The organism is Pseudorhodoferax sp. Leaf265, from assembly GCF_001422365.1.
In the GTDB taxonomy this organism is placed as follows: domain Bacteria; phylum Pseudomonadota; class Gammaproteobacteria; order Burkholderiales; family Burkholderiaceae_C; genus Pseudorhodoferax.
Genome location: NZ_LMMT01000036.1, coordinates 253,571 through 277,769, shown reverse-complemented (window position 1 = coordinate 277,769; position 24,199 = coordinate 253,571). Strand labels below are relative to the sequence as shown.

The 24,199-nt window shown below is 69.8% G+C and carries 24 protein-coding genes and 2 tRNA genes; 12 read left to right on the top strand and 14 right to left on the bottom strand.

The window, feature by feature from the left end:
• Positions 1 to 19 precede the first annotated feature (19 nt).
• The 7 genes from ASF45_RS24885 to ASF45_RS24855 form a co-directional block, all read right to left on the bottom strand.
• Complete coding sequence (locus tag ASF45_RS24885) at positions 20 to 748, bottom strand: ABC transporter ATP-binding protein (protein WP_056669590.1); 729 nt, start codon at positions 746 to 748, stop codon at positions 20 to 22.
• Positions 745 to 1,515 (bottom strand): ABC transporter ATP-binding protein, encoded by a 771-nt coding sequence (locus tag ASF45_RS24880; RefSeq protein WP_056669588.1) that lies wholly within the window; start codon positions 1,513 to 1,515, stop codon positions 745 to 747. Before ASF45_RS24880 ends, ASF45_RS24885 begins: the two co-directional genes overlap by 4 nt.
• Positions 1,512 to 3,395 carry an ABC transporter permease gene (locus ASF45_RS24875; RefSeq protein WP_056669585.1) on the bottom strand — a complete coding sequence of 628 codons (1,884 nt, stop codon included), beginning with the start codon at positions 3,393 to 3,395 and terminating at the stop codon, positions 1,512 to 1,514. Before ASF45_RS24875 ends, ASF45_RS24880 begins: the two co-directional genes overlap by 4 nt.
• A gap of 88 nt (positions 3,396 to 3,483) precedes the next feature.
• A complete protein-coding gene (locus ASF45_RS24870; RefSeq protein WP_056669582.1) occupies positions 3,484 to 4,692 on the bottom strand; it encodes an ABC transporter substrate-binding protein in 1,209 nt (402 codons plus the stop codon).
• Between the two features lie 52 nt (positions 4,693 to 4,744).
• Positions 4,745 to 5,329 carry an amino acid synthesis family protein gene (locus ASF45_RS24865; protein WP_056669579.1) on the bottom strand — a complete coding sequence of 195 codons (585 nt, stop codon included), beginning with the start codon at positions 5,327 to 5,329 and terminating at the stop codon, positions 4,745 to 4,747.
• Positions 5,330 to 5,408: 79 nt separating this feature from the next.
• Entirely contained in the window at positions 5,409 to 6,281 is an 873-nt protein-coding gene (locus tag ASF45_RS24860) for a UPF0280 family protein (protein WP_056669576.1), read from the bottom strand.
• A gap of 12 nt (positions 6,282 to 6,293) precedes the next feature.
• Positions 6,294 to 7,871: a hypothetical protein gene (locus tag ASF45_RS24855; protein WP_056670036.1), complete on the bottom strand. Its 1,578-nt coding sequence runs from the start codon at positions 7,869 to 7,871 to the stop codon at positions 6,294 to 6,296.
• Positions 7,872 to 8,092: 221 nt separating this feature from the next.
• Here ASF45_RS24855 and ASF45_RS24850 point away from each other — a divergent pair, with 221 nt between their 5' ends.
• From ASF45_RS24850 to greB, 8 genes are all read left to right on the top strand, one after another.
• Positions 8,093 to 8,869 carry a ferredoxin--NADP reductase gene (locus ASF45_RS24850; protein ID WP_056669573.1) on the top strand — a complete coding sequence of 259 codons (777 nt, stop codon included), beginning with the start codon at positions 8,093 to 8,095 and terminating at the stop codon, positions 8,867 to 8,869.
• Between the two features lie 16 nt (positions 8,870 to 8,885).
• Positions 8,886 to 9,656, top strand: coding sequence for a TetR family transcriptional regulator (locus ASF45_RS24845; protein ID WP_056669570.1), 771 nt, complete (start codon positions 8,886 to 8,888; stop codon positions 9,654 to 9,656).
• Entirely contained in the window at positions 9,596 to 10,795 is a 1,200-nt protein-coding gene (locus ASF45_RS24840) for an amidohydrolase family protein (protein ID WP_056669567.1), read from the top strand. The genes ASF45_RS24845 and ASF45_RS24840 overlap by 61 nt, the downstream gene beginning before the upstream one ends.
• A 25-nt stretch (positions 10,796 to 10,820) precedes the next feature.
• Positions 10,821 to 10,897: transfer RNA gene (locus tag ASF45_RS24835), tRNA-Arg, on the top strand.
• Between the two features lie 100 nt (positions 10,898 to 10,997).
• Positions 10,998 to 11,074, top strand: a tRNA-Arg gene (locus tag ASF45_RS24830).
• Positions 11,075 to 11,335: 261 nt separating this feature from the next.
• Complete coding sequence (locus tag ASF45_RS35890) at positions 11,336 to 11,473, top strand: hypothetical protein (RefSeq protein WP_162244051.1); 138 nt, start codon at positions 11,336 to 11,338, stop codon at positions 11,471 to 11,473.
• Entirely contained in the window at positions 11,454 to 11,798 is a 345-nt protein-coding gene (locus ASF45_RS24825) for a hypothetical protein (protein WP_156473174.1), read from the top strand. The genes ASF45_RS35890 and ASF45_RS24825 overlap by 20 nt, the downstream gene beginning before the upstream one ends.
• Before the next feature lie 44 nt (positions 11,799 to 11,842).
• On the top strand, positions 11,843 to 12,403 hold the full coding sequence (gene greB / locus ASF45_RS24820) for a transcription elongation factor GreB (RefSeq protein ID WP_056669560.1): 561 nt from the start codon (positions 11,843 to 11,845) through the stop codon (positions 12,401 to 12,403).
• On the opposite strand, the gene ASF45_RS24815 is transcribed toward greB, so the two are convergent.
• The 4 genes from ASF45_RS24815 to ASF45_RS24800 form a co-directional block, all read right to left on the bottom strand.
• Positions 12,379 to 14,667 (bottom strand): bifunctional (p)ppGpp synthetase/guanosine-3',5'-bis(diphosphate) 3'-pyrophosphohydrolase, encoded by a 2,289-nt coding sequence (locus ASF45_RS24815; protein WP_056669557.1) that lies wholly within the window; start codon positions 14,665 to 14,667, stop codon positions 12,379 to 12,381. The two genes, greB and ASF45_RS24815, sit on opposite strands and share 25 nt — an antisense overlap.
• A 101-nt stretch (positions 14,668 to 14,768) precedes the next feature.
• The gene (gene rpoZ, locus ASF45_RS24810; RefSeq protein WP_056669554.1) at positions 14,769 to 14,972 is read right to left on the bottom strand and encodes a DNA-directed RNA polymerase subunit omega; all 204 of its coding nucleotides are present in this window, start codon (positions 14,970 to 14,972) and stop codon (positions 14,769 to 14,771) included.
• Positions 14,973 to 14,989: 17 nt separating this feature from the next.
• Positions 14,990 to 15,610: a guanylate kinase gene (gene gmk / locus ASF45_RS24805; RefSeq protein ID WP_056669551.1), complete on the bottom strand. Its 621-nt coding sequence runs from the start codon at positions 15,608 to 15,610 to the stop codon at positions 14,990 to 14,992.
• A 43-nt stretch (positions 15,611 to 15,653) separates the two neighbouring features.
• Positions 15,654 to 15,941: a 2Fe-2S iron-sulfur cluster binding domain-containing protein gene (locus ASF45_RS24800; protein ID WP_056669549.1), complete on the bottom strand. Its 288-nt coding sequence runs from the start codon at positions 15,939 to 15,941 to the stop codon at positions 15,654 to 15,656.
• A gap of 65 nt (positions 15,942 to 16,006) precedes the next feature.
• On the opposite strand from ASF45_RS24800, the gene ASF45_RS24795 reads away from it, so the two are divergent.
• Positions 16,007 to 16,525, top strand: coding sequence for a GNAT family N-acetyltransferase (locus ASF45_RS24795; protein WP_056669543.1), 519 nt, complete (start codon positions 16,007 to 16,009; stop codon positions 16,523 to 16,525).
• 4 nt (positions 16,526 to 16,529) lie between these two features.
• Here the strand turns inward: ASF45_RS24795 and ASF45_RS24790 are convergent, their stop codons facing one another.
• Positions 16,530 to 18,446, bottom strand: a complete 1,917-nt coding sequence (locus ASF45_RS24790; protein ID WP_056669540.1) for a PhoX family phosphatase — start codon at positions 18,444 to 18,446, stop codon at positions 16,530 to 16,532.
• 72 nt (positions 18,447 to 18,518) lie between these two features.
• Between ASF45_RS24790 and ASF45_RS24785 the strand changes: the two genes are divergently transcribed.
• From ASF45_RS24785 to ASF45_RS24775, 3 genes are all read left to right on the top strand, one after another.
• The gene (locus tag ASF45_RS24785) at positions 18,519 to 19,910 is read left to right on the top strand and encodes a DUF2868 domain-containing protein (protein ID WP_056669537.1); all 1,392 of its coding nucleotides are present in this window, start codon (positions 18,519 to 18,521) and stop codon (positions 19,908 to 19,910) included.
• Entirely contained in the window at positions 19,907 to 21,331 is a 1,425-nt protein-coding gene (locus ASF45_RS24780) for a GTPase/DUF3482 domain-containing protein (protein ID WP_056669536.1), read from the top strand. Before ASF45_RS24785 ends, ASF45_RS24780 begins: the two co-directional genes overlap by 4 nt.
• Positions 21,332 to 21,404: 73 nt before the next feature.
• Entirely contained in the window at positions 21,405 to 22,334 is a 930-nt protein-coding gene (locus ASF45_RS24775) for a DUF808 domain-containing protein (RefSeq protein WP_056669534.1), read from the top strand.
• On the opposite strand, the gene ASF45_RS24770 is transcribed toward ASF45_RS24775, so the two are convergent.
• On the bottom strand, positions 22,316 to 22,708 hold the full coding sequence (locus ASF45_RS24770) for a VOC family protein (protein ID WP_056670034.1): 393 nt from the start codon (positions 22,706 to 22,708) through the stop codon (positions 22,316 to 22,318). The two genes, ASF45_RS24775 and ASF45_RS24770, sit on opposite strands and share 19 nt — an antisense overlap.
• A gap of 5 nt (positions 22,709 to 22,713) precedes the next feature.
• Complete coding sequence (locus ASF45_RS24765; RefSeq protein WP_056669531.1) at positions 22,714 to 24,129, bottom strand: PLP-dependent aminotransferase family protein; 1,416 nt, start codon at positions 24,127 to 24,129, stop codon at positions 22,714 to 22,716.
• Positions 24,130 to 24,199 lie beyond the last annotated feature (70 nt).

Genomic DNA, 24,199 nt, shown 5'->3' with positions numbered 1-24,199 from the left:
CTCCCGGTGGTGGAGGAAATCAGACGCTCAGGTAGGCGCGGCGCACTTCTTCGTTGGCGGCCAGTTCGGCCATCGTGCCCTCGAAGCGGATCTGCCCCTTCTCCAGCACGTAGGCGCGGTCGCTCACGAGTTCGGCGAAGTGCATGTTCTGCTCGGACAGCAGGATGGACACGCCCTGGCGCTTGAGCTGCAGGATCATCTGCGCCATCTGCTCGACGATGACGGGCGCCACGCCCTCGGAGGGCTCGTCCAGCAGCACCAGGTAGGGGTTGCCCATCAGCGTGCGCGCCACCGTCAGCATCTGCTGCTCGCCGCCGCTCATGCGGCCGCCGGGGCGGTTGGGCATCTCGCCGAGGTTGGGGAACAGCTTGAACAGCTTCTCGGGCGTCCACAGCGGCGCCTCGGTGCCGTCGGCCCAGCGCCGCCCGGGCTGCTTGCCGACCTCCAGGTTCTCCATGACCGTGAGGTCGGTGAACACGCGCCGGTCTTCCGGCACGAAGCCCAGGCCCAGGCGCGATGCATGGTGCGGCTCGGTGCGCGAGATGTCGTGGTCCAGAAAGCGGATGGCGCCCGCGCGCTTGGCCAGCATGCCCATGATGGCCTTGAGCGTGGTGGACTTGCCGGCGCCGTTGCGGCCCATCAGCGCCACCACCTCGCCGCGGCGCACGGACAGGTCCACGTCGTACAGGATCTGGGCGGCGCCGTACCAGGCGCGCAGGGCCTTGGTTTCGAGCAGGGTCGTCGTCATGCGTGGGCTTTCTCGAAGGTCTTGCCGCTGCCGAAGTAGACCTCCTGCACCTTGGGGTGGTCGCGGATCTCCAGCGGCTTGCCCTGGGCGATCAGCCGGCCACGGGCCAGCACGATCATGCGGTCGGCATAGGCGAACACCACGTCCATGCTGTGTTCGGTGAACAGCACGGCCATGCCGCGCTCGATCACCAGCTGCTTGGTCAGCGCCATCAGGTCGTTGCGCTCCTTGGGCGCCATGCCGGCGGTCGGCTCGTCCATCAGCAGCAGCTTGGGGTCGTTGGCCATGGCGATGGCCAGCTCCACGCGCTTGACGTCGCCGTAGGCCAGCTCGCTGCACGGCCGGTCGGCCTGGGCGCGCATGCCGACCTGCTCCAGCAGCGCCAGCGCGGCCTCGCGCCGGTGGTCGGCGGCGCGGCGCCACATGGCGAACAGCTTGCCGTCGTGCGAGAGCAGCGCCATCTGCACGTTCTCCACCACGGTCAGCGAGGCGAAGGTCTCGGCGATCTGGAAGGTGCGGCCCACGCCCAGGCGCCAGATGTCGCGCGGCTTGCGGCCCACGAGTTCTGCGCCGGCCAGCCGGATGGATCCGCGGTCGGCACGCAGCTGGCCGTTGACCATGTTGAAGGTGGTGGTCTTGCCGGCGCCGTTCGGGCCGATCAGGGCCAGCAACTCGCCGGCCTGCAACGTGAAGTCGATGCCGTCCACGGCCTTCACGCCGCCGAAGGATTTGCCCAGGCCCTGGACCTGGAGAAGGGGCGCGCTCATGCTTTGGCCTTGCGGTCGAACAGCTGTTTGGCGAAGCCGGCGATGCCCTGCGGGAACAGCAGCACCAGCAGCAAGATGGTGCCGCCCAGCACGGCACGCCAGTAGTCGGTGTTGCGCGCCACGGTGTCGTGCAGCCAGGTGAAGGTGACCGCGCCCACCACGGGCCCCGCCAGCGTCTGGATGCCGCCCAGCAGCACCATGACCAGGCCGTCGATGGACTTGGTCACGTTGAGCGACTCGGGCGAGATGCTGCCCTTAGAGAACGCGAACTGCGCACCGGCCAGGCCGCCCGCCGTGCCGGCCACGACGAAGGCGGCCCACTGCATGCGCTTGACGTCGATGCCGATGGCGTCGGCCCGCAGCATGGAGTCGCGGCCCGCGCGCAGCGCATAGCCGAACGGCGAGAACAGCACGCGGCGCAGCCACCACAGGCCCAGGCCGACGAGCACCAGCGTGAGCCAGTAGTACATGCGCTTGTCGGCGAACGTGTCCGAGGGCCACACGCCGGTGAGCCCGTTGCTGCCGCCCGTGAAGCTGTCCCACTGGTAGGTGATGGCCCAGGTGATCTGCGCGAAGGCCAGCGTGAGCATGGCCAGGTACACGCCCGACAGCCGAACCGCGAACCAGCCGAAGACGATGGCGCCGATGCCGGCGGCCAGCGGTGCCAGCACCAGCGCCGCTTCCATCGGCATGCCGGTGGTGCGCACGAGCAGCGCGGCCGCGTAGGCGCCCAGTCCGAAGTAGGCCGCGTGGCCGAACGAATGCATGCCTGCAGGGCCCATGATGAAGTGCAGGCTGGCGGCGAACAGCGCGGCGATCAGCAGGTCGATCAGCAGCACCGTGGTGTACGAGGAGGCTTCCGTCAGCAGCGGCACCGCGGCCAGCGCCAGTGCCAGCACCGCGGCACTGGCGATGGCGGCCTGGCCGGGCCTGCGCAGCGGCGCCTCGGGCATGCCCACGTAGCGGCTGGGCGCCTGTGGCCGTCCCAGCAGGCCCCAGGGGCGCCAGACCAGCACGGCGGCCATGACCAGGAAATCGACCATCAGCGTGAGCTTGGAGAAAGACACGCTGATGCCCAGCACGTCCACCACGCCCAGCCAGATGCAGACGGCCTTGAGCTCGGCCACCAGCAGCGCGGCCAGGTAGGCGCCCGGCAGCGAGCCCATGCCGCCCACCACCACGACCACGAAGGCCGCGCCGATGGTGTGCAGGTCCATCTCCAGCGTGGCGGGTTCGCGCGGCAGCTGCAGTGCACCGCCCAGGCCGGCCAGCAATGCGCCGAGCGCGAACACGGCCGTGAACAGCCATGCCTGGTTCACGCCGAGTGCGCTGACCATCTCGCGGTCTTGCGTGGCGGCGCGCACCAGCGTGCCGAAGCGCGTGCGCGTGAGCAGCAGCCAGACCAGGCCCAGCACCACCGGGCCCACGACGATCAGGAACAGGTCGTAGGCGGGGAACTGCCGGCCCAGGATCTCGACCGCGCCGCGCAGCCCCGGGGCGCGCGGGCCCAGCAGCTCGTCGGGGCCCCAGAGCCACAGCGCGGCGTCCTTGATCACCAGCACCAGCGCGAAGGTGGCCAGCAGCTGGAACAGCTCGGGCGCCTTGTAGATGCGCCGCAGCAGCAGCACCTCGACGATGGCGCCGAGCACCCCCACGGCCACGGCTGCGAGCACCAGCGCGGGCCAGAAGCCCAGCACGTCGCCGAACCGGTCGACCAGCATGTAGGCGGTGTAGATGCCCACCATGAAGAACGAGCCGTGCGCGAAGTTGACGATGCGCGTGACACCGAAGATCAGCGACAAGCCGGCCGCGACCAGGAACAACGAGGACGCCGAAGCGAGCCCGTTGAGGAGTTGGACGATCAGTCCCGAGAAGCTCATGGGAAATGCCCTGGAAGCTGCCGCCGCGGCGAGGCGGCGGCATCGCGCAGGGGCGCCGTGCTGCCGGCGCCCGACGCAGTGGTGGGGATCAGTCCGGTGCGCGCGACTTCTTGATGTCGGCCGCCGAGGGCTGGAAGCGCGCATCGGCGCCGTCCAGGTAGACGTAGTCCACCATCACGCCCTTGCCGCCCTCGTTCTTGGTCTTGCCGACGAACGCCCCCATGGTGGATTGGTGGTCTTCGGCGCGGTAGGTGATCTTGCCGAAGGGGCTGGGCACCTGCAGGCCCTTGAACGCGGCGACCAGCTTGTCGGACTCGGTGCTCTTGGCCTTGGTGATGCCCGCAGCGGCCGACATGATCATGCTGTAGCCCACCACCGAGCCCAGGCGCGGATAGTCCTTGTACTTGCCGTGGTAGGCCAGGAAGAAGGCCTTGTGCTCGGGCGTCTGGATGCCGTACCAGGGGTAGCCGGTGACGATCCAGCCGTTGGGTGCCTCGTCGCGCAGCGGGTCCAGGTACTCGGGCTCGCCGGTCAGCACGCTGATCACGGCGCGGTCCTTGAACAGGCCGCGCGTGTTGCCCTCGCGCACGAAGCGGGTCAGGTCGGCGCCGAACAGCACGTTGAAGATCGCGTCGGGCTTGGCGTCGGCCAGGGCCTGCACCACGCTGCCGGCGTCGACCTTGCCCAGCGGCGTGGCCTGCTCGGCGACGAACTCCACATCGGGCTGCGCGGCCTTGAGCAGGTTCTTGAACGCGGCCGTGGCCGACTGGCCGTATTCGTAGTTGGGGTAGACGATGGCCCAGCGCTTCTTCTTGAGCTTGACGGCCTCGGGCACCAGCATGGCCGCCTGCATGTAGGTGCCGGGGCGCAGCCGGAAGGTGTATTGGTTGCCGCCCTGCCAGGTCATCTTGTCGGTCAGCGGTTCGCCGGCGAGGTAGAAGAACTTCTTCTGCTTGGCGAAGTCCGCCAGCGCCATGCCGGTGTTCGACAGGAAGGCGCCGGCCAGCAGGTCGACCTTCTCGCGCGAGACCAGTTCCTCGGCCATGCGCACGGTATCGCCCGGGCTGCCGTTGTCGTCGCGCGTGATGAGCTCGAGCTTGCGGCCATTGATGCCGCCCTTGGCGTTGATCTCCTCGACGGCCAGGTCCATGCCCTTCTTGTAGGGCTCCAGGAAGGCGGGCTGGGCCTTGTAGCTGTTGATCTCGCCGATCTTGATCACGCCCTGGGCGTGTGCCGGAACGAGCGCGGACAGCGCGAGGACCGAGGCGGCGCTGAACACGTGGCGCATGGATTTCATGGAGTGGCTCCTTGGGAACGGTGGAAACATTCTGGGCGGGACGGCGCGCGCCTCAGCGCAGGCCGTCCTGGCCTTGGACCTCTGACACCTGCAGGCCGCCGACGCGCGGCAGCGGCCGGCCGCCGGCCGTGACCGACACGGCCACGACGATCTCGTTCGCGCGCGGCGCATCGGGCACGCGTGCCTCGATCGCGTCGAAGTGGCTGCGCACGAAGGCCGCATCCTTGTGGCCCAGCGGCACGTCGATGGCGCAGCCCATGCCGCCGACCTTCTTGGCCGATGGCACGAGGGCGGCGCCTTTCTCGACGGCGCGGCGCAGCGGCGCGCCGAGCTTGGGATGCAGGATCGCCGCCGCATGCTCCAGCTCGCCGGCCTCGCCGACGATGGCGGCCTTGCCGTAGCCTTCGGCCTCACCGGGCGCGATGCCCAGCGCGGCCACGCACTTGTCGCCGAGCAGGCCGCCGAGTTCCTCGCCGATGGCGACCAGCGCATCGAGGTTCTCTTCGTACCGGCCGGCGAAAGGGTTGGTGATCACCGCCATCGCCAGTGCACGGCGCACCGGTGGTGTGACTGGACGCCCCATTTCGAGGCGCGTTTCGTCGACTTGAACGATCAGTTTGCGGATCTCTGCGGGCATGGCTGCGGTTCAGGTTGCGAAGAGGTGGGCATTGTGCGTGCGGGGCCAGGGCTTGCGTTTAGGTACTTTCATTAAGCAATTACTGCACCAACGGCCGCCCGGCCGTCGCGTCGGTGCTGCGCCAGCGGTCCTGGCAAACCAGTGCAGCATGCCAGATCAGACCTTGCGCGCGCAAAGCCTCGGCACGCGCCAGACCGGCCTGCAGCGCCTGGTCGACCAGCGCGGCGGGCAGGGGCGGCACGTCGACCGTGACGAGGCGCGCGCCGAGGTCGCTGTCGTCCTTGATCTCGTCGGCCGGACGGCGCGTGATGCGTGCATCGGACACGTCCACGGCGTTGGCGATCACGGTGGCCGCGGCGTCGGCGGCTGCCGCACTGTGCGCCAGCACGGTCACGCTGTCGGCGATGCCCAGCGAGAAACTGCGGCCGCGCCAGCCGCTGGTGGCCACGCCGCGTACCGGCAGATCGGCTGTGACCGTGAACTGCGCGTCGGTCGGCAGTGGGTGGGGGGCCGCGCGCGGGCGGAAGCGGGCGAGGTCGGCCCACAGGCCCACGCGCACCTGCTGCCCCTGCGCCAAGTGGATCGCGATGTCGCCGCCGTTGTTGACCCAGGCGCGTGCGATGCCGGAACCGGTGTAGTGCGCGAGGATCTCCTGGGCCACGGCGCCGGCCACCGCGGCCATGGACGTGATGAAGCCGCTGCGGTAGGGCGCGCAGGCCTGCCACATGCGGCACGCGACGGGGCCTTGCAGGGGGCAGTCGGTGCCGATCGGTGCGCGCAGCAGTGGCAGTTCGGCCACGAGTTCGGGCAGCACCGTGGCGAAGCGTTGCCAGGCCGCGTCGTGCGCAGCCTGCACCGCATGGACATGGCCCTCGGCGGCGATGACGAGGTCGATGGGGCCGTGCTGGAAATGCTCCCGGCCGTTGGGCAAGGTGCTGCGGCTCGGCCCCATGGCGGGTGGCCCTCAGCCGAGCAGCGGCGCCTGTCCGATGGGCCAGCCGTTGCTGGCCGCGGGCGCCAGCATGCGGCGCGCGCGCGGCGCACCGTCGTTGTGCCAGGCACCGTGGCGCAGGGTGTCCGCCAGCGAGCGCACCTGCTCCATGTGACCACCCAGGCGCTGGTAGTCCGCCAGCCGCATCGTGAATTCCAGCGGCGCGACGATGGCCGGCGTGGGCACCGTGCCGAAGCTGTTGTCGGGCATGCGCATCACGTCGACCATGACGGTGATGCCGCCGCCGGGCCAGACATAGCCCGGCGCGCCGCCCAGCGTCACGTTGACGACGGACTGCTTGATGGCCTGCGTCAGCAGCACCGGGTTCTCGCTCACGCCCGCGCGCAGGCTGCCGCCCGCGCCGCCCAGGAACAACACGGTGGTCAGCGAGGGCTCGCAGTTCTCGCCGATGCGGGCGACCACGCGTACGACCTCGTCGGGCATGGGCTGGGGCTGTGGCACCAGTTGTGCGTCCAGCACGTACCAGGCCGCGTGTTCGCCGGTGGTGGAGACCATCAGCAGGCGCAGGCCGGGCCAAGCGGTGTCGGCTTCGCACGCCTCGATGATGGACAGCGGGTCGGCGATGTCGGTGCCGCCCCAGCCCGTGCCGGGATTGGCGACCTGGAAGTAGCGTCCGGGCGTGGACTTGCGGCCCCGCACCTTGATGCCGGCCGGGCGCATGTCCAGGCAGCGGCCGGCCTGGTGTTCGGTCAGCACGCCGGTGATGTGGTCGTCCACCACGATGACCTCGTCGCAGATGCCGAAGAACTGCCGCGCGAAGATGCCCACCGTGGCCGAGCCGCAGCCCACGCGCATGCGTTGCTCCCGCACGCCGTTGACGATGGGCGCCTGGCCGGCCTGCACCGTGAGTTGCGCGCCGCCATCGATCGTGAGATCCACCGTCTGTTTGTTGCCCAACAGCTGCATCGCGTCCAGCGTGACGCGGCCTTCCTTCTTGCTGCCACCTGTGAGGTGGTGCACGCCCCCCAGCGACAGCATCTGCGAGCCGTACTCGGCCGTGGTCACGTGGCCGATCACCTCGCCCTTGCAGCGCACATTGGCCTGCTCGGGGCCGAGCCAGCGGTCGGTGTCGATCTTCAGCTTCAAGCTGCAATAGCTGAAGATGCCTTCCGTGACCACCGTGACCATGTCCACGCCATCGGCCTCGGAGGCGACGATGAAGGGTGCGGGCTTGTAGTCGGGGTAGGTGGTGGAGGCGCCGATGCCGGTCACGAAGACCTGGGGGGCAGGCGTCAACGGCGCGGCGTCGTCGGCGGCACGAGCCGTGAAGGGCACCAGCGGCTGCTCTGCATCCACTGTTCTTTGCAGCAGCACCACCGGATCCACGCGCACCAACACGCCGTCGGCGTTGGCGTAGCGGTCGCAGGCGCCTGTGCGGCCGCGGCCGATCTGGCACAGCACGGGGCAGGCGTTGCACTCGACCTTGTCGCCGGCCATGCGCTCGTTGCGCGGCTTGGCGCGCTCCAGGCCCTGGGGCAGCACGACCTCCGGCATCTCGGGAAGGCCATCGGTCTTGGTGTGCTCGTTCAACATCGTGGGGCTCCGTTTGCGCTGCTGCGCCTTGCCGCAATTCAGCGTTTCATGTAGTATTCACTTAACGTGAGTGCGGCAGATGCTACTCAGAATTGCACCCCGCCGCAAGCATCCGGACAGGCAATAGCCATGCCGTTCGCATGCCGGAGACACCAGCGGCCGCAGCGGCATGTGAAAAAATCAGCCGTTTCACTTTTGCATCCAACCGTCCGAACGTCATGAGCGCATTCAACGAAGAGAAGGTCCTCTCCGTCCACCACTGGACCGACCGCTTGTTCAGCTTCACCACGACGCGTGATCCGTCGTTGCGCTTTTCGAACGGGCACTTCACGATGATCGGCCTGCGCGGCGACAACGGCAAACCGCTGCTGCGCGCTTACAGCATCGCCAGCGCCAACTACGAAGACCATCTGGAGTTCCTGTCGATCAAGGTGCCGGACGGCCCGCTGACCTCCAAGCTGCAACACATCCAGGTCGGCGATTCGGTGATCGTGGGCCGCAAGCCCACCGGCACGCTGGTGACCGACTACCTGCTGCCGGGCAAGCGCCTGTACCTGTTCGGCACGGGCACCGGCCTCGCACCCTTCCTGAGCATCGTGCGCGATCCGGACACCTATGACCGCTACGAGCAGGTCATCGTGGTGCACGGCGTGCGCCAGGTCGACGAGCTGGCCTACCACGACATGCTGACCGAGCACCTGCCCGCGCACGAGGTGCTGGGCGAACTGGTCAGCAGCAAGCTGCGCTACTACCCGACCGTCACGCGCGAGTCCTACCGCAACATGGGCCGCATCACCGACCTCATCGAGAACGGCAAGATGTGCGGCGACCTCGGCCTGCCGCAGATCAACGCGGCGGAAGACCGCGTGATGCTGTGCGGCAGTCCGGCCATGCTGCGCGACCTCAAGGCCATGCTGGAGCACCGCGGTTTCAAGGAAGGCAACACCACGACGCCGGGCGACTTCGTCGTCGAACGCGCCTTCGTCGAGCAATAAGACCGGCGCTGCGCACATGGCCCGGCCCGCGAAGACTGTCGACGGCCAGCGCAAGCCGGGGGTGCGGGAACAGGCGGTCATCACCTCGCGCGCCAACCTGTTGCGCGCGGCCACGCGCGTCTTCGCCAAGCACGGCTTTGCCGGCGGGCGCGTGGGCCAGATCTCCAAGGCCGCCAAGTCCTATGACCGCATGATCTACTACTACTTCGGTAGCAAGGAAGGTCTGTACATCGCGGTCATCGAGGACATCTACCGGCGCATGAACGAGGCCGAGGAGGCGCTGGCGCTGGACGAGCACCGGCCCGTGGAATCGCTCGAGACCGTGGTGCGCTTCGTCTGCGGCTACTACCGCAAGCATCCCGAGTTCGTCACGCTGCTCAACAACGAGAACCTGCTGCAGGGGCGCCACATCGCCAAGATGCAGTCGGCCCGGCAGTATTCCTCGCCCGCCATCTCGGTGCTGCAGCTGCTGCTGGCTGCGGGCAGCGCGCAGGGCGTGTTCCGCGACGACGTGGCGGTGCACGACGTCTACATGATGATCGCCGCGCTCGGCTACTTCCCGCAGTCCAACCGCTTCACGCTGTCCGAATTCCTGGGCCAGCCCATCGACGATCCGGCGGCGTCCGCGCGCTGGGAGGCCTTTGTCGTCGATGCCGTGCTGCGCACCGTGATGCGCGAGCCCGCGCCGAACAACGAATCCCCCAGCCCCCACGGAGAAACCCCCTCATGGCAGAAGCCGCCGCCACCGCCGCCTCCGGCAAAGTCGTCATCCGCAACATCGGACTGATGCTGTCTGGCGACATCGACCAGCCCATCCTCGAAGCCGACACCATCGTCGTCCACGACGGCCTGATCACGGCTCTCGGCAAACTCAAGGACTGCGATGTCGAGGGCGCCACCACGGTCATCGACGCGAAGCAGACCTGCGTTGCGCCCGGCCTCATCGACAGCCATGTGCACCCGGTGTTCGGCGATTGGACGCCGCGCCAGAACCAGCTGGGCTGGATCGAGTCCACGCTCAACGGCGGCGTGACCACCATGATTTCGGCCGGCGAGGTGCACCTGCCGGGCCGGCCCAAGGACATCGTGGGCCTGAAGGCCCTGGCCATCACGGCGCAGCGCGCCTTCGACAACTTCCGCCCCGGCGGCGTGAAGGTGCTGGCCGGCGCGCCCGTGATCGAGAAGGGCATGGTCGAGAGCGATTTCAAGGAGCTGGCCGCGGCCGGTGTGGGCCTGCTCGGCGAGATCGGCCTGGGCTCGGTCAAGGGCGGCACCGAGGCGGCGACCATGGTCAAGTGGGCGCGCGCGGCCGGCATCCAGAGCACCATCCACACGGGCGGCCCCTCGATCCCGGGCTCGGGGCTCATCGACAAGGACGTGGTGCTCGAAGCCGACGCCGACGTGATCGGCCACATCAACGGCGGCCACACGTCGCTGTCCGAGGCCCATGTCTGCGAACTCTGCGAGAAGTCCAGCCGCGCGATCGAGATCGTGCACAACGGCAACGAGAAAGTGGCTATCGCTGCGGCGCAGATGGCGCTGCAGCTCAAGTGCCCCCACCGTGTGATCCTGGGCACGGACGGGCCGGCCGGCTCGGGCGTGCAGCCGCTGGGCATCCTGCGCATGGTGGCCATGCTGTCCAGCTTGGCCAACATCCCGGCCGAACTGGTGTTCTGCTTCGCGACTGGCAACACCGCGAAGATCCGCAAGCTGAATTGCGGGCTCATCGAAGTCGGCCGTGCGGCGGACTTCGTGTTCATGGACCGGGCCCAGCACACGGCCGGCCGCACGCTGCTCGAAAGCGTGCAGCTCGGGGACGTGCCAGGCATCGGCATGGTCATGATCGACGGCATCGTGCGCTGCGGGCGCAGCCGCAACACGCCGCCGGCGACCGAAATTCCTGTCGTCGTTTCTGGCGCGCATTGAAAACTGCGCTATACTTTATGGCTTCGCGGCTGTAGCTCAGCTGGATAGAGTACTTGGCTACGAACCAAGGGGTCGTGGGTTCGATTCCTGCCAGCCGCACCAAACCGAATGGGTCGGTCCTCACAAGGGACCGGCCCATTTTCTTTTCCGGGTTCCAAATCTTTTCAGAGTCGCAGAAATTCGGTATATACTCTAAGGCTTCGCGGCTGTAGCTCAGCTGGATAGAGTACTTGGCTACGAACCAAGGGGTCGTGGGTTCGATTCCTGCCAGCCGCACCAAATGGATGGGCCGGTCCTTGCAAAAGGACCGGCCCATTTTCTTTGGGGCCGCCCTGTCGGTCATCGACTACAGCGGCACGCGCCATCCGACGATGCGGCTTGGCCGCCGATCCCCCGAAGATGCGGGTTCCTTTGATTGGGAGACGCATGCTCGACACCCTTTCCCCTTCGCTCCGGTCCCGGCGCCTGGCCTCCGTGCCAACGCCGCACCCGGTTCCGCCCGTGCCGCCGCCGGTCGGTCCGTTCGACGACGAAGATCCCGTGAGCCCGGAACCCGGCACGCCCGTGCAGGAGCCGCCGGACGAGGGCGACGTGCCCACGCGCCTGCCTGGCCATCCCGGCCGGCCCGTGCATGTGCAACGCCGCCACAGTGCGCGCCATGAACATCCAGGTGCGTGAAGGCCCGGCCCATGTAGTGACCGGGGTCGAGCTGGACGCGCGCGGCGAGGTGCGGCGCGTGCGCTGGTACCTGGCGGACGGCAGCGAGGTCGGCCTGGCGGCGGGCGCAGCGCCGCGCCCGCTGTCAGGCGAGAGTGTGGTCGACACGCTCGAGGTGGTGGACAAGCTGCTCGAGGCGGAGCCCGTTGTCCCTCTGTTCCCGGGCCGCGGCGCTGGTGCGACGCCGCAACTGGTCAAGGTCCATGTCCAGGCCGATGGAACGGAGCGGATCGAGGTCGATCCTTCGCTGCCCGGGCGCACGCTGCGCGACCTGCCGCGGCTGTAGTGCGGTCGGCGGCCCGCTGCCGCTTTTGCCGGACACTAGGCCCCATGAGCAAAGCCTTCACCAAGGAAAGCGACAGCGACGACGAGGACGAGCTGGCCCTGCCTGCGCTGCCAGCCGGCGGCAAGAACTACATCACGCCGCAGGGCTACGCCCGCCTGCGCAACGAGTTGCTGGACCTGATCGACAACGAGCGCCCCAAGGTGGTCGAGGTCGTGCACTGGGCCGCCAGCAACGGCGACCGCTCCGAGAATGGCGACTACCTCTACGGCAAGAAGCGGCTGCGCGAGATCGACCGCCGCATCCGCTTCCTGACGCGCCGTCTGGAGATCGCCGAGGTCACCGACCCCAGCGTGCACCATGGCAGCGACCAGGTGTTCTTCGGCGCCACCGTGACCTATGCCGACGCGCAGGGCGAGGAGCAGACCATCACCATCCGCGGCATCGACGAGGCCAACAGCGCGGCCGGCGAGGTCAGCTGGATCGCGCCGATCGCGCGGGCCCTGCTACGCGCGCGCGTGGGTGACGAGGTCCGCCTGCCCACGCCCGCAGGTGTGCGCGACCTGGAGGTGCTGGAGGTGCGTTATCCGGCGCCAGCCGCGGCCTGATAAGGAGCGGGTGCGGCGCGCACGGCACGCAGCACCGCCGGCATGCGCTTCAGGTTGCGCAACGCCGTTTCCAGGTGCGTGCGATCGCGCACGGCCACCACGAAGCGCAGGTCCGAGGCGTCCTGCGCCTCCTCCTGGCCCATGTCCATGTGCGTGATGTCGACCTCGGAGGAGGCCAGTGCCGCCGCCACGCGCGCCAGCACGCCCTTGCCGTTGTTGACGGTCACGACGATGCCGGTCTCGAAGGTGCGCACGGGCTCGTCGGACCAGGCCACGGCGATGAAGCGCTCGCTGTCCTTGTACTGCAGGCGCTTGGCCGTGGCGCAGTCGGCCGTGTGCACGAACAGGCCCTCGCCGCGCCCCAGGTAGCCGACGATTTCGTCGCCCGGCACCGGCCTGCAGCAGCGTGCGAACTGCACCGAGGCGTTCTCGCTGCCGTCGATCAGCACGCCGCCCTGCGACACGGTTTCGTGCGCCGTGTAGCGCTCGCGCGTCATGAGCAGCGGGTCGGTCTTCACGCTGCCGCCCTCGGTCATGAGCACCTTGAGCCGCTTGGCGACGATGCTGGCGATGCGCTTGCCCAGGCCGATGTCGGTCATGAGCTCGGCGCGCGTGCGGTTGCCCGAGAAGCGCAACAGCTTGTCCCAGATCGGCTGGCCGTCGGCGTCGTGGTCGGGCAGGGCTTCGATGCCCTCGGCGCGCACGGCCTGGGTCAGCAGTTTTTCGCCCAGGTCCTCCGACTCGGTGATGGCCCGGCTCTTGAGGTGGTGGCGGATCTTGGAGCGCGCCCGGCCCGTGCGCACGAAGCCCAGCCAGGCCGGGTTGGGCGCCGAGATCGGCGCGGTGATGACCTCGATCACGTCGCCGTTGTGCAGTTCGGTGCGCAGCGGCGCCTGGTCGCCGTTGATGCGGGCGGCCACCGTGCGGTCTCCCACGTTGCTGTGGATCGCGTAGGCGAAGTCGACCACGGTGGCGCCACGTGGCAGCGCCATGATCTGGCCCTTGGGCGTGAACACGTAGACGGCGTCGGGAAACAGGTCGACCTTGACGTGGTCCCAGAACTCGGAGGCGTCGCGCGTTTCCTGCTGGATGTCCAGCAGCGACTGCAGCCACTGCGTGCCCATGCGGTCGGTGGTGGTGCTGCCTGGATGGTTGGCCTTGTAGAGCCAGTGCGCCGCAACCCCCGATTCGGCCACCACGTGCATGGCGTCCGTGCGCATCTGGAACTCGATGTTGATGTTGGATGGCCCGACCAGCGTGGTGTGCAGGGACTGGTAGCCGTTGGCCTTGGCGATCGCGATGTGGTCCTTGAAGCGGCCCGGCACCGGCTTGTACAGCTGGTGCAGCACACCGAGCGCGGTGTAGCAGTCGGTCACGCCGGGCACGATCACGCGAAAGCCGTAGATGTCGTTGACCTGGGCGAACGACAGATGCTTGTCGTCCATCTTGCGAAAGATGGAGTAGAGCGTCTTCTCGCGGCCCGCGATGCGCACCTTCATGCCGACATTGGCGAAGGCCGTCTCGAGCTCCTGCTGCACCTTCTGCACCAGGTCGCGGCGCCGGCTGCGCGCCTTGGCCACGGCCTTGGCCAGCACGCTGTGGCGCCAGGGCATCAGGTGCTGGAACGCGAGCTCCTGCAGCTCGCGGTAGGTCACGTTCAGGCCCAGCCGGTGGGCGATGGGCGCGTAGATGTCCAGCGTTTCCTTGGAGATGCGGGCCCACTTGCTGCGCGGCATGTCGCCCATGGTGCGCATGTTGTGGGTGCGGTCGGCCAGCTTGATCAGGATCACGCGCACGTCGCGCGCCATGGCCAGCAGCATCTTGCGGAAAGACTCGGCCTGGTTCTCCTCGCGGGTGTTGAACTGCAGCTTGTCCAGCTTGGTCAGCCCGTCCACGAGCTCGGCCACCGGCGCGCCGAAGCGCTCGATGAGCTCGGGTTTGGTCACGCCGCAGTCTTCCATGGCATCGTGCAGCAGCGCGGCCATCAGTGCCTGGGCGTCGAGCTTCCAGGCCGCGCATTGCGTGGCCACGGCGATCGGGTGCGTGATGTAGGGCTCGCCGCTGGAACGCAGCTGACCCAGATGGGCCTCGTCGGCGAAGCGGTAGGCCTGGCGCACCTGCTCGACGCCCTGGGCATCCAGGTAGTCCAGGCTGGCGGTCAGGGCGGCAAAGCTGGCCGCGGCGGCGTTCGCCGCGGCGGGGGTGGCGGGCGCAAGAGCCGGCGGCGGTGTCCTGTCTGCAGTGGTGGGCAACGCGGCATTCATGCGCTTACTGTAGCGTGCAGGCCCGCGAGAGCAGGCCGACAAACAAAAAGGCACCGCCACGCGGTGCCTTTTTGCTGCCTTTCAGCGCAGGCGGATGCCGCTCAGCTCGGCACCTTCTTGAGCATTTCCAGGCCGACCTTGCCGGCTGCGATTTCGCGCAGGGCCGTCACGCCGGGCTTGTTCTTGCTCTCGATCTTCGGGGCATGGCCCTGGCTCAGCATGCGGGCGCGGTAGGTCGCGGCCAGCACCAGCTGAAAGCGGTTGGGGATCTGCTCGAGGCAGTCTTCGACGGTGATGCGGGCCATGGTGGACTCCAGTCCTCTCAGAGGATGTGCAGGGATTTGAAGGTGTCGGCCCTGGCGCGCACCTGCGCCAGGTATTTGAGTCGCTGGGCGTGCACGATGGTTTTCAAGTCGAAAACGGCCCGGTCGAACAACTCGTTGATTATAACGAAGTCGAAGTTTTCGGCCTGGGCCATCTCCACGGCGGCGTTCTTGAGCCGCAGCTCGATCACCTCCGGTGCATCTTCGCCACGGCGCTCCAGGCGCGAGCGCAACTCTTCCCAGCTCGGCGGCAGGATGAAGACCAGCACCGCATTGGCGAAGGTCTTCTTGATCTGCATGGCGCCCTGGAAGTCGATCTCCAGGATCACGTCGGCGCCCTGGGCGATGCGGTCCTCGATGGCCTTCTTGGAGGTGCCGTAGCGCCGCCCGTGCACATTGGCCCACTCGACGAAGCCGTTGGCGGCCACCATGGCGTCGAAATCGGCGTCGGGCACGAAGAAGTATTCGCGGCCATGCTTTTCCTGGCCGCGTGGCGCCCGCGTGGTGTGCGAGACCGAGGGCTGGATCTGCGCGTCGATTTCCAGGAGTGCCTTGACCAGGCTGGACTTGCCGGCCCCACTCGGGGCTGCGACGACGATCAGGTTGCCGGGATAGTCCATGGCGAACGGAGGCTGAAAAGGCGCCAGAGTTTAGCAGTGTGTCCTACAGGGGCAGTGACAGCTGCAGGTCGGCCGTGGCGTAGGCCACGCAGGGCAGGATCCAGCCCTCGCGCTTCTCGTCCAGCGACAGGCCCGGCCAGGCGATGCGGTAGGCCACGCTGCCGGCGTCCATGAAGCAGATGCAGCTGCGGCAGGTGCCGTTGCGGCAGGAGCTCTCCATGGTCAGGCCGGCGCGCTCGGCCGCCAGCAGCACAGGCAGGTCGGCCGGTGCCTCGAATTGCAAGGGGTCCGCGCCGGGCCGCTGCAGCCGCACGGTGAAGGTGCCAGACATGGGCGGCGAGTGTAGGGCGCGGCTTGCGGCGACAATGGAGGGCTTTTTCAGTCTCTCGCACCCACATGTCGTTCTACGAAGTCCGTCCCGCCGAGAAGCGCGACGCCCAAGCCATCGTCGATGTCCACGCCGCTGCCACGTTGGCCGCCTATGCCGGCATCGTGCCGGAGGAACTGCTGAACGCGCAGCCCGTGGCCAAACGCCTGCAGCAATGGCGCGAGGCGATCGAGTTCGGCGACCCGCAGGTCTACCTGGCCCGGGCCGACGGCAAGGTGGTGGGCTTCGTCGCCTTCGACCGTTCGCGCGACAAGGGCACCAAGCCCACCGTGGGCGAGGTCTGGGCCATCCACGTGCTGCCCGAGCACTGGGGCAAGGGCGCGGGCCTGGCCCTGTGGGACGCTGCGCGCGAAGGCCTGGACGACGAAGGCTGCACCAGCGTGACGGTCTGGATCCCGCTGCGCAACGAGCGCGCACTGCGCTTCTTCGACCTCGCCGGCTTCAAGCGCGAACTGAACACCGCGCGCACCACGCCGTTCGGCGACATCCGCATCGAAGAGATGCGGCTCAAGCGCGCCGTCGACTGAGCGTCTAGGTTCCGACCAGCCCGCCATCCTCGCGGCGGATCGCGAGCACGGCCGAGCGCGGCCGGCCACCTTCCGGCCAGGTCGAATACTTGGTGACCTCGTCCGGCACGCTGCGGTCCGAGGGCGGCTCGCCCGGGTGCTGGATGTTCACGAACAGCGTGCGGCCGTCCGGCGCCATCGTGGCACCCGTGATCTCGCAGTGCACCGGGCCGGTCAGAAAGCGCCGCACCTCGCCCGTGGCCGGGTCGCAGGCCAGCATCTGGTTGTTGCCCATCGCCTGCATCTCGCCGCGGCGCATCTCGCCGGCCGCCGCGTCGGTCTGGATCCAGAGCAGGCCGCGCGCATCCAGCAGCAGGCCGTCGGGGCAGGCGAACAAGTCGCCGCGGATGTTGCCGCGCGCATCGGGCCGCGTGTTGGCCGGGTCGCCGGCCAGCAGCAGGTGATCCCAACGCATGCGTTCGCTGTCGAAATCGCCCTCCTCCTGCCAGCGGATGACCTGGCCCATCACGTTGTTGGCGCGGGGGTTGGCTGCGTCCACGCCCGGCTGGCCCGGCGCACCCCGCGCGCTGTTGTTGGTCAGCGTGCAATAGACCGTGCGGCGCGCCTGGTCGATGGCCAGCCACTCGGGCCGGTCCATGCGCGTGGCGCCCAGCAGGTCGGCCGCCTGTCGCGTCCTGACCAGTACCGCGCCCTGGTCGGCGAAGCCGGCCGCGTCCGTGAGCGGGCCCTCGCCATGCACCAGCGGCAGCCAGCGGCCGGTGCCGTCCGCGTCGAAGCGGGCGGCGTACAGCGTGCCGTGGTCCAGCAGCGCACGGTTGGCCTGTGCCGCGCTCTGGCCGGCGGAGGCGGGCGCGATGCGGTCCCGGCTCACGAACTTGTAGAGGTACTCGAAGCGCGCGTCCTCGCCAGAGTAGACCACGGCGCGGCCGTCCTCGGTCGTGGCCACCCAGGCGCCCTCGTGCGCCCCCCGGCCCAGGGCCGTGCGTTTGACGGGCGCGGCGTTCGGGTCCATCGGGTCGACTTCCAGAATCCAGCCGAAGCGGTGGAACTCGTTGGGATGCTGGCGCGCATCGAAGCGCGCGTCGTGCTCGGGCCAGCGGAAGAAGGCCTGCTCCGTCATGCCCCAGCGCCGCTGGTCGGCGTCGCGGTCGCGGCCGCCCGCGAAGTAGAAGCGGAAGTTCTCCTCGCCCGCGAGGTAGGTGCCCCAGGGCGTGGTGCTGCCGGCGCAGTTGTTGAGGGTGCCGCGCACGGTGCGGCCGGCCGGATCGTCGGCCGTGCGCAGCAAGGCGTGGCCGGCCGCCGGGCCCGCCACCGTGCAGGGCGTGCTGGCCGTGATGCGGCGCGCGAAGCGGCTGGGCCGCTGCAGCTGCCAGCGGCCGTCGCTGAGCGCGACCTCGACCACCGACAGCCCGTGCGCGGCCTGCGACTTGCGCACCTTCTCGGCGGTCCAGGGCACCATGCCGCCCGGGTGCAGCATGCCGTCGTCGGTGTACTCGTGGTTGATGACCAGGAGGCCGCGCTGCCCGCCGTCCAGCGCGAAGTGGCCCATGCCGTCGTGGTGCATGCCCAGCTGCAGCGCCTGCTCCTCGGCGCTGTTCGACAGGTCATCGCGGAAGGCCGGCATGGCGCCGGCCACGCCCACGGGCTCGCCCCAGGGCGCCAGGACCTGGGCGACGTAGCCGCGCGGCACCACCACGCGGTCGGCGGCCGAAGCCGGGATGCCTTCGAAGCCGATGCGCCCGTGGGTCCCGCCGATGCCACTGGCTGCAGCGGCGCAGCCCGCCAGCGGTGCCAGCAACGCGGCCGTCGCCGCACCCAGGCCGCCCTGCAGCCAGCGCCGCCGCGCCGGATCGGACACCGCGTCCAGGGCCGGATTGCCCGAGCGGTTGCTGTGTTCCATGCGGCTGAAGTCCTTGGCCATCGTGTTCCTGCTGGTTCCTGCCCCTGTGGCATGCTGCGCGTCCGATTGTCACGCGCCCCGTTGTCCCGCCCGATGTCCCCGCTTCCTTCCGACCCCGGACGCAGCCCACTGGCCCAGGCTGCCATCTGGCGCGCCGTGCAACTGATCGAGGAGGAAGGCCGGCTCGAAGATGGCCAGGCCATGCGCCAGGCCTTCAGCGCCCGGCCAGACGGCGCCGGCCGTGTGCTGGAGCGCGCCTGGCTGCTCGGCGAGCGCCTGGGCCTGCAGCGCGAATGGCGGCGCTGGCGCCAGCTGGGCGGTGCGGTGCTGCTGCTGCTGGTGCTCGGTGTCGTCGGCAGCGCCTGGGCGCTGGCGCGCGGGGTGCTCGGCGATGCGCGCGAGATCAACGTGGTCGCCGCCTTCGTGTCCGTGCTGGGCCTGCACGCGCTGACGCTGCTGCTGTGGCTGGCCAGCCTGCTGCTGCCCTGGGGCTCGGGGGCCGGCGGCGCCCTGGGCCGCTGGGCGCTGCAGCTCACGGCCCGGCTGCCGCTGGACCGTGGCCCGCATGCCGTGCAGCTGGCGCGCGCCACCACCGACGTGCTGGCCCGCGCGCGGCTGGCGCCCTGGGCCTTCGGCGGCATCAGCCATGCCATCTGGACGCTGGCCTTCGTGCTGCTGCTGGCCGCGCTGGCGCTGGGACTGTCGTTGCGGGCCTACCGGCTGACCTGGGAGACCACGCTGCTGACGCCGGACTTCTTCGTGCACTTCGTGCAGGCCACGGGCTGGCTGCCGCAGCGGCTGGGCTTTGCCATGCCGGATACCGCCACGCTGCTGCAGCCCGCGCTGGCCGGCGCCGACGCGCAGCGCGCCTGGGCCTGGTGGCTGCTGGGCTGTGTGGCCGTTTACGGCCTGGCTGTGCGCCTGGCCTGCGCGCTGCTGTGCTGGGCCGCCTGGCGACGCGGCCAGGGCCGGCTGGCGCTGGACCTGGCCGACCCCGGCGTGCGCGCGCTGCTGTCGCGCTTCGAGGCCATGGAGCCGGTGCTGGTGGTGGATGCCGAGCAGCCCGGCGCCGCATCGGCCGCCGCGCCCGCTGCGCTGGTGGCCGATGCCGGCACGCGGCTGCTGCTGGGCTTCGAGTTGCCGCCCGAGTCGCCCTGGCCGCCGTTCACTCCGCCCGCGGCAGTACAGGTGCAGCGCATGGAAGGCAGCCAGCGCGAGCGCGCCGACCTGCTGCAGCGCCTGGCCGCCGCGCCGGCGCACCGCCTGCTCGTGGCCTGCCACGCGGCGTCCAGCCCCGACCGCGGCACCGAGCGTTTCCTGCGCGAGGCCTGCGGCCGCAGTGCTGCCTGCGCGGTGCTGCTGGGCGGTGCGCGGCAGGAGTCCGACGCGGCACGCTGGCGCGACTGGCTGCAGCGCAGCGATCTGGTGCAGCTCACGGTACTGACCGAACCCGAGGCCGCGCTGGCCTGGCTGGAGGCGCCATGAAGCCGCCCATCCCCGGCGCCCAGACTCCTGACGACGCCCTGGCCATCGCCGTGGTCGGCCACACCAATGCGGGCAAGACCTCGCTGCTGCGCACGCTCACGCGCAAGCGCCGCTTCGGCGAGGTGTCCGACCGCCCGGGTACCACGCGCCATGTGGAGGTGGTGGAGCTGCGCATCGCCGGCCGTCCCGCGCTGCGCTTCTTCGACACGCCGGGCCTGGAAGACTCCGTCGCGCTGTGGGACTTCCTGCAGGGCGCCGGTGCCGACGCCGGCATGAACCGCCCCGCCCGCGTGCGCGCCTTTCTGCAAGGGCCGGAGGCACGCGGCAGCTTCGAGCAGGAGGCCAAGGTGCTGCGCAAGATGCTGGAGGTGGATGCGGCCTTCTACGTCATCGACAGCCGCGAGCCCGTGCTGCCCAAGCACCGGGCCGAGATCGAGATCCTGAACTCCTGCGCGCGCCCGGTCATGCCCGTGCTCAACTTCGTGCGCGACCCCGCCAGCCGCCTGGCCGACTGGCAGGCCGTGCTGGCCGGCAGTGGCCTGCACGCCCAGGTGCGCTTCGACGCCGTGGCGCCCTTCGTCGGCGCCGAGCAGCACCTCTACCAGGACCTGGCCACGCTGTTGCCCGGCCAGCGCGCGCGTCTGCAGCAGGTCGGCCAGCACCTGCAGCAGGAAGCCAGTGGCCGGCGCGATGCGGCCAGTCGGGCGATTGCCGACGTGCTGCTGCGGCTGGCGGCGCTGCGCCGCGGCATCGGCGAGGTGGTCTACGCCGAGCCGGCCGCGCGGGCACGCGCCGAGCAGGACTTCCAGCAGCTGGCGCGCGTGCTCATGCGCGGCTGCGCCGACCAGTTGCTGGAGATCCAGGGCTTTGCCGAGGACGACGCACGGCTCGCCGCGCTGCCCTGGCAGGACGGCCGCTGGGACAACGACCTGTTCCACCCCGAGGCCCTGCGCCAGGCCGGCCGCCGGCTGGGCATGGGCGCGGCGGTGGGTGCTTCGGTCGGCGTGATCGCCGACCTGGCCGTGGGCGGGCTCTCGCTGGGCGCCGGTGCTGCGCTGGGCGGCGCGCTGGGCAGCATCGTCTCGCAGGGCTGGCGCCAGATCGGCGGCAAGCTGCTGAACCAGCTCAGCGGCGTGCGCGAGCTCACGCTGGACAACGCCCTGTTGTTTCTCGTCGCGCTGCAGCTCGTGGGCCTGGCGCGCCAGCTCGACCGGCGCGGCCACGCGGCACTGGCCCAGCTGGAGCAGGGCACCGCGTCCGACGCTGCGTTGGATGCCCCGTTGCGCCGCGTGGTGCAGGCCGTGCAGCCCGCGCGCAGCCGGCCCGATTGGGAAAAGCCCGGCAGCAGCTCGGACCGACGCCGACGCGTGCAGGACGAGGCCGCGGCGCTGCTGCGCCCGCTGCTGGAACCGACCGACTGACGCGGTCCGCGCTGTCGCGCGCCCGTCGCCGGGTCGCGCACAATGGCCCGGTCATCCACTCCGCTACGACCCCATGGCCTCCAGCCTGCTCGCACTGCTCGACGACATCGCCTCCATCCTTGACGACGTCTCGGTCCTGAGCAAGGTCGCGGCCAAGAAGACGGCCGGCGTGCTGGGCGACGACCTCGCGCTCAACGCCCAGCAGGTCACGGGCGTTCAGGCCGACCGCGAACTGCCCGTGGTCTGGGCCGTGGCCAAGGGCTCCATGCTCAACAAGGCCATCCTGGTGCCGGCGGCGCTGGCCATCAGCGCGTTCGCGCCCTGGGCCGTCACGCCGCTCCTGATGCTGGGCGGTGCCTTTCTGTGCTACGAGGGCTTCGAGAAGCTGGCCCACAAGTTCCTGCACCGCCCGGAAGACGACGCGGCGCACGCGGTCCAGCACAAGCAGGCCGTGGCCGACCCGACGGTCGACCTCGTGGTGCTGGAGAAGGACAAGATCAAGGGCGCCGTGCGCACCGACTTCATCCTGTCGGCCGAGATCATCGCGATCACGCTGGGCACGGTGCAGCAGAGCCCGTTCCTGACCCAGCTGGTGGTGCTGGTCGGCATCGCCGTGGCCATGACCATCGGGGTCTACGGCCTGGTCGCCGGCATCGTCCGGCTCGACGACGCGGGGCTGCACCTGAGCCGCCTCGGCGGCGCGCGCGCCGCGCTGGGCCGCGCCATCCTGGCGGCGGCGCCCTGGCTCATGAAGGGCTTGTCGGTGGTCGGCACGGCTGCCATGTTCCTGGTCGGCGGCGGCATCCTCACGCACGGCGTGGCGGTGCTGCACCACGGCATCGAGGAGATGGCGCACGCCACGGCGATCTGGCCGGGCGGACCGTTCTGGGAGGCCATCACGCCGGCACTCGCGAACGCGGGCGTCGGCATCGTGGCCGGCGCCGTGGTGCTGGCTGCCGTTACGCTGGTGCAGAAGCTGCGCGGTCAGGCGGCGTCTTCGTAGAGCTCCAGCGGCAGCCCGTCGGGGTCGGCGAAGAAGGTGAAGCGCCGGCCCGTGTACGCGTCGGTGCGGATGTCCTCGACGGCCACGCCCTGCGCTTCGAGTTCCGCTTTGCAGCGCGCCACATCGGGCACCGCGAACGACAGGTGGCGCAGCCCCTGGGCTTCCGGCCGCGAAGGGCGCGGCGGCGGGGCCGGGAAGCTGAACAGCTCGATCTGGCTGCCATCGGGCAGCGCCAGGTCCAGCTTGTACGACTGGCGCGCCGCGCGGTAGTGCTCGGCCACGACGCGCAGGCCCAGCACCTCGGTGTAGAAGCGTTTGGAGCGCGCGTAGTCGGCGCAGATGAGGGCGGCGTGGTGGATGCGCAGCAGTTCCATGGTGTTCACAAGGCCGCGTGGACCAGCCGGCCCAGCGTGGCGAGTGCAGCCTCGCTGCGCGCGTTCCAGGCATGGCCGTAGTTGAGCCGGATGCAGTGCGCGAAGGCACGGCTCGGCGAGAAGATCGGCCCCGGCGCGATGCTGATGCCCTGGGCCAGCGCCTGGCGGTGCAGTGCCAGCGCGTCGACCTGCGGCGGCAACTCCACCCACAAAAAGTACCCACCGGCCGGTCGCGTGGCGCGCGTGCCGGGCGGGAAATGCCGGCCCAGCGCCTGCATGAATTGCGTTTGCTGCTGGGCCAGGGTCTGGCGCAGCTTGCGCAGGTGCTTGTCGAAGCCGCCGCGCTCCAGGTAGCGCGCCAGCGCCATCTGCGTGGGGACGGCCGTGGCCAGCGTGGACATCAGCTTGGCACGCGCCACGGCCTGGGCGTAGCGCCCCGGCGCGGCCCAGCCGATGCGCCAGCCCGGCGCCAGCGACTTGGAGAACGAGGAGCAGTGCAGCACCAGGCCCTGGCTGTCGAAGGCCTTGGCCGGCGGCGGGCGCCTGTCGCCGAAGTAGAGTTCGGCATAGACATCGTCCTCGATCAGCGGCAACTGGTGGCGCGCCAGCAGTTCCACGAGCGCGCGCTTGCGCTCTTCGGGCATCAGGCTGCCGAGCGGGTTCTGGAAGTTGCTCATGAGCCAGCAGGCCTTGGGCCGGTGGCGCGCGATGGCCTGCTCCAGCGCGGAAAGAATCATGCCCTCGCGCGGATGCGTGGGCACCTCCACGGCCGACAGGCCCTGGCGTTCGAGCGCCTGCAGCGCGCCGTAGAAGGCCGGGGCTTCCACGAGCACCGTGTCGCCCGGGCGCGTGACGACCGACAGGCACAGGTTCAGCGCCTCCAGTGCGCCGTTGGTCACGACGATGTCGTCCATCGACATGGGCATGCCGGCCGCCAGGTAGCGCAGCGCGATCTGCCGGCGCAGGGCGGTGTTGCCGGGTGTCAGGTCGTCCACCGTGCTCCAGGGGTCCAGCGCCTGCGCACTGGCCGCCAGCGACTGGCCCAGCCGCGCCAGCGGGAACAGCAGCGGGCTCGGGAAAGCCGAGCCGAAGGGCACGACCTCTCGCACCATGCTCGCGTCCAGGATCTCGAACACCAGCGCACTGACGTCCACGGGCACCGAGCCTTCCTGTGGCTGCGAGGCGGTCTCGGGCTCGGGCGGCACCTGCTGCGCATGCGGCGCCACGTAGTAGCCCGAGCGCTCGCGCGCCTGCACCAGGCCGCGCGCTTCGAGCAGGTAATAGGCCTGGAACACCGTGGACGGGCTCACGCCGCGGCTGGCGCTGGTGTGGCGCACCGAGGCCAGCCGGTCGCCCGGGCGCAGCACGCCGGCGCGGATGGATTCCGCGATGTCGTGGGCCAGGGCTTCGTAGCGCTTCATGGGTGGGGCGGCGGCATTGTCATGCATCTGATCCGGTGCTCTGCCGCGCAACTGGTGGTGTTCGGCCGTC

What these genes read in the sequence shown, in the direction of transcription:
- ASF45_RS24850 (WP_056669573.1), top strand. Translation starts at nt 8,093, where the DNA reads ATGAGCGCATTCAACGAAGAGAAGGTCCTCTCCGTCCACCACTGGACC.
- ASF45_RS24845 (WP_056669570.1), top strand. Translation starts at nt 8,886, where the DNA reads ATGGCCCGGCCCGCGAAGACTGTCGACGGCCAGCGCAAGCCGGGGGTG.
- ASF45_RS24790 (WP_056669540.1), bottom strand. Translation starts at nt 18,446, where the DNA reads ATGGCCAAGGACTTCAGCCGCATGGAACACAGCAACCGCTCGGGCAAT.
- greB (WP_056669560.1), top strand. Translation starts at nt 11,843, where the DNA reads ATGAGCAAAGCCTTCACCAAGGAAAGCGACAGCGACGACGAGGACGAG.
- rpoZ (WP_056669554.1), bottom strand. Translation starts at nt 14,972, where the DNA reads ATGGCCCGCATCACCGTCGAAGACTGCCTCGAGCAGATCCCCAACCGC.
- ASF45_RS24785 (WP_056669537.1), top strand. Translation starts at nt 18,519, where the DNA reads ATGTCCCCGCTTCCTTCCGACCCCGGACGCAGCCCACTGGCCCAGGCT.
- ASF45_RS24875 (WP_056669585.1), bottom strand. Translation starts at nt 3,395, where the DNA reads ATGAGCTTCTCGGGACTGATCGTCCAACTCCTCAACGGGCTCGCTTCG.
- ASF45_RS24870 (WP_056669582.1), bottom strand. Translation starts at nt 4,692, where the DNA reads ATGAAATCCATGCGCCACGTGTTCAGCGCCGCCTCGGTCCTCGCGCTG.
- ASF45_RS24865 (WP_056669579.1), bottom strand. Translation starts at nt 5,329, where the DNA reads ATGCCCGCAGAGATCCGCAAACTGATCGTTCAAGTCGACGAAACGCGC.
- ASF45_RS24860 (WP_056669576.1), bottom strand. Translation starts at nt 6,281, where the DNA reads ATGGGGCCGAGCCGCAGCACCTTGCCCAACGGCCGGGAGCATTTCCAG.
- ASF45_RS24825 (WP_156473174.1), top strand. Translation starts at nt 11,454, where the DNA reads ATGAACATCCAGGTGCGTGAAGGCCCGGCCCATGTAGTGACCGGGGTC.
- ASF45_RS24840 (WP_056669567.1), top strand. Translation starts at nt 9,596, where the DNA reads ATGGCAGAAGCCGCCGCCACCGCCGCCTCCGGCAAAGTCGTCATCCGC.
- ASF45_RS24880 (WP_056669588.1), bottom strand. Translation starts at nt 1,515, where the DNA reads ATGAGCGCGCCCCTTCTCCAGGTCCAGGGCCTGGGCAAATCCTTCGGC.
- ASF45_RS24795 (WP_056669543.1), top strand. Translation starts at nt 16,007, where the DNA reads ATGTCGTTCTACGAAGTCCGTCCCGCCGAGAAGCGCGACGCCCAAGCC.
- ASF45_RS24770 (WP_056670034.1), bottom strand. Translation starts at nt 22,708, where the DNA reads ATGGAACTGCTGCGCATCCACCACGCCGCCCTCATCTGCGCCGACTAC.
- ASF45_RS24780 (WP_056669536.1), top strand. Translation starts at nt 19,907, where the DNA reads ATGAAGCCGCCCATCCCCGGCGCCCAGACTCCTGACGACGCCCTGGCC.
- ASF45_RS24885 (WP_056669590.1), bottom strand. Translation starts at nt 748, where the DNA reads ATGACGACGACCCTGCTCGAAACCAAGGCCCTGCGCGCCTGGTACGGC.
- ASF45_RS24800 (WP_056669549.1), bottom strand. Translation starts at nt 15,941, where the DNA reads ATGTCTGGCACCTTCACCGTGCGGCTGCAGCGGCCCGGCGCGGACCCC.
- ASF45_RS24815 (WP_056669557.1), bottom strand. Translation starts at nt 14,667, where the DNA reads ATGAATGCCGCGTTGCCCACCACTGCAGACAGGACACCGCCGCCGGCT.
- ASF45_RS24775 (WP_056669534.1), top strand. Translation starts at nt 21,405, where the DNA reads ATGGCCTCCAGCCTGCTCGCACTGCTCGACGACATCGCCTCCATCCTT.
- ASF45_RS24765 (WP_056669531.1), bottom strand. Translation starts at nt 24,129, where the DNA reads ATGAAGCGCTACGAAGCCCTGGCCCACGACATCGCGGAATCCATCCGC.
- gmk (WP_056669551.1), bottom strand. Translation starts at nt 15,610, where the DNA reads ATGGACTATCCCGGCAACCTGATCGTCGTCGCAGCCCCGAGTGGGGCC.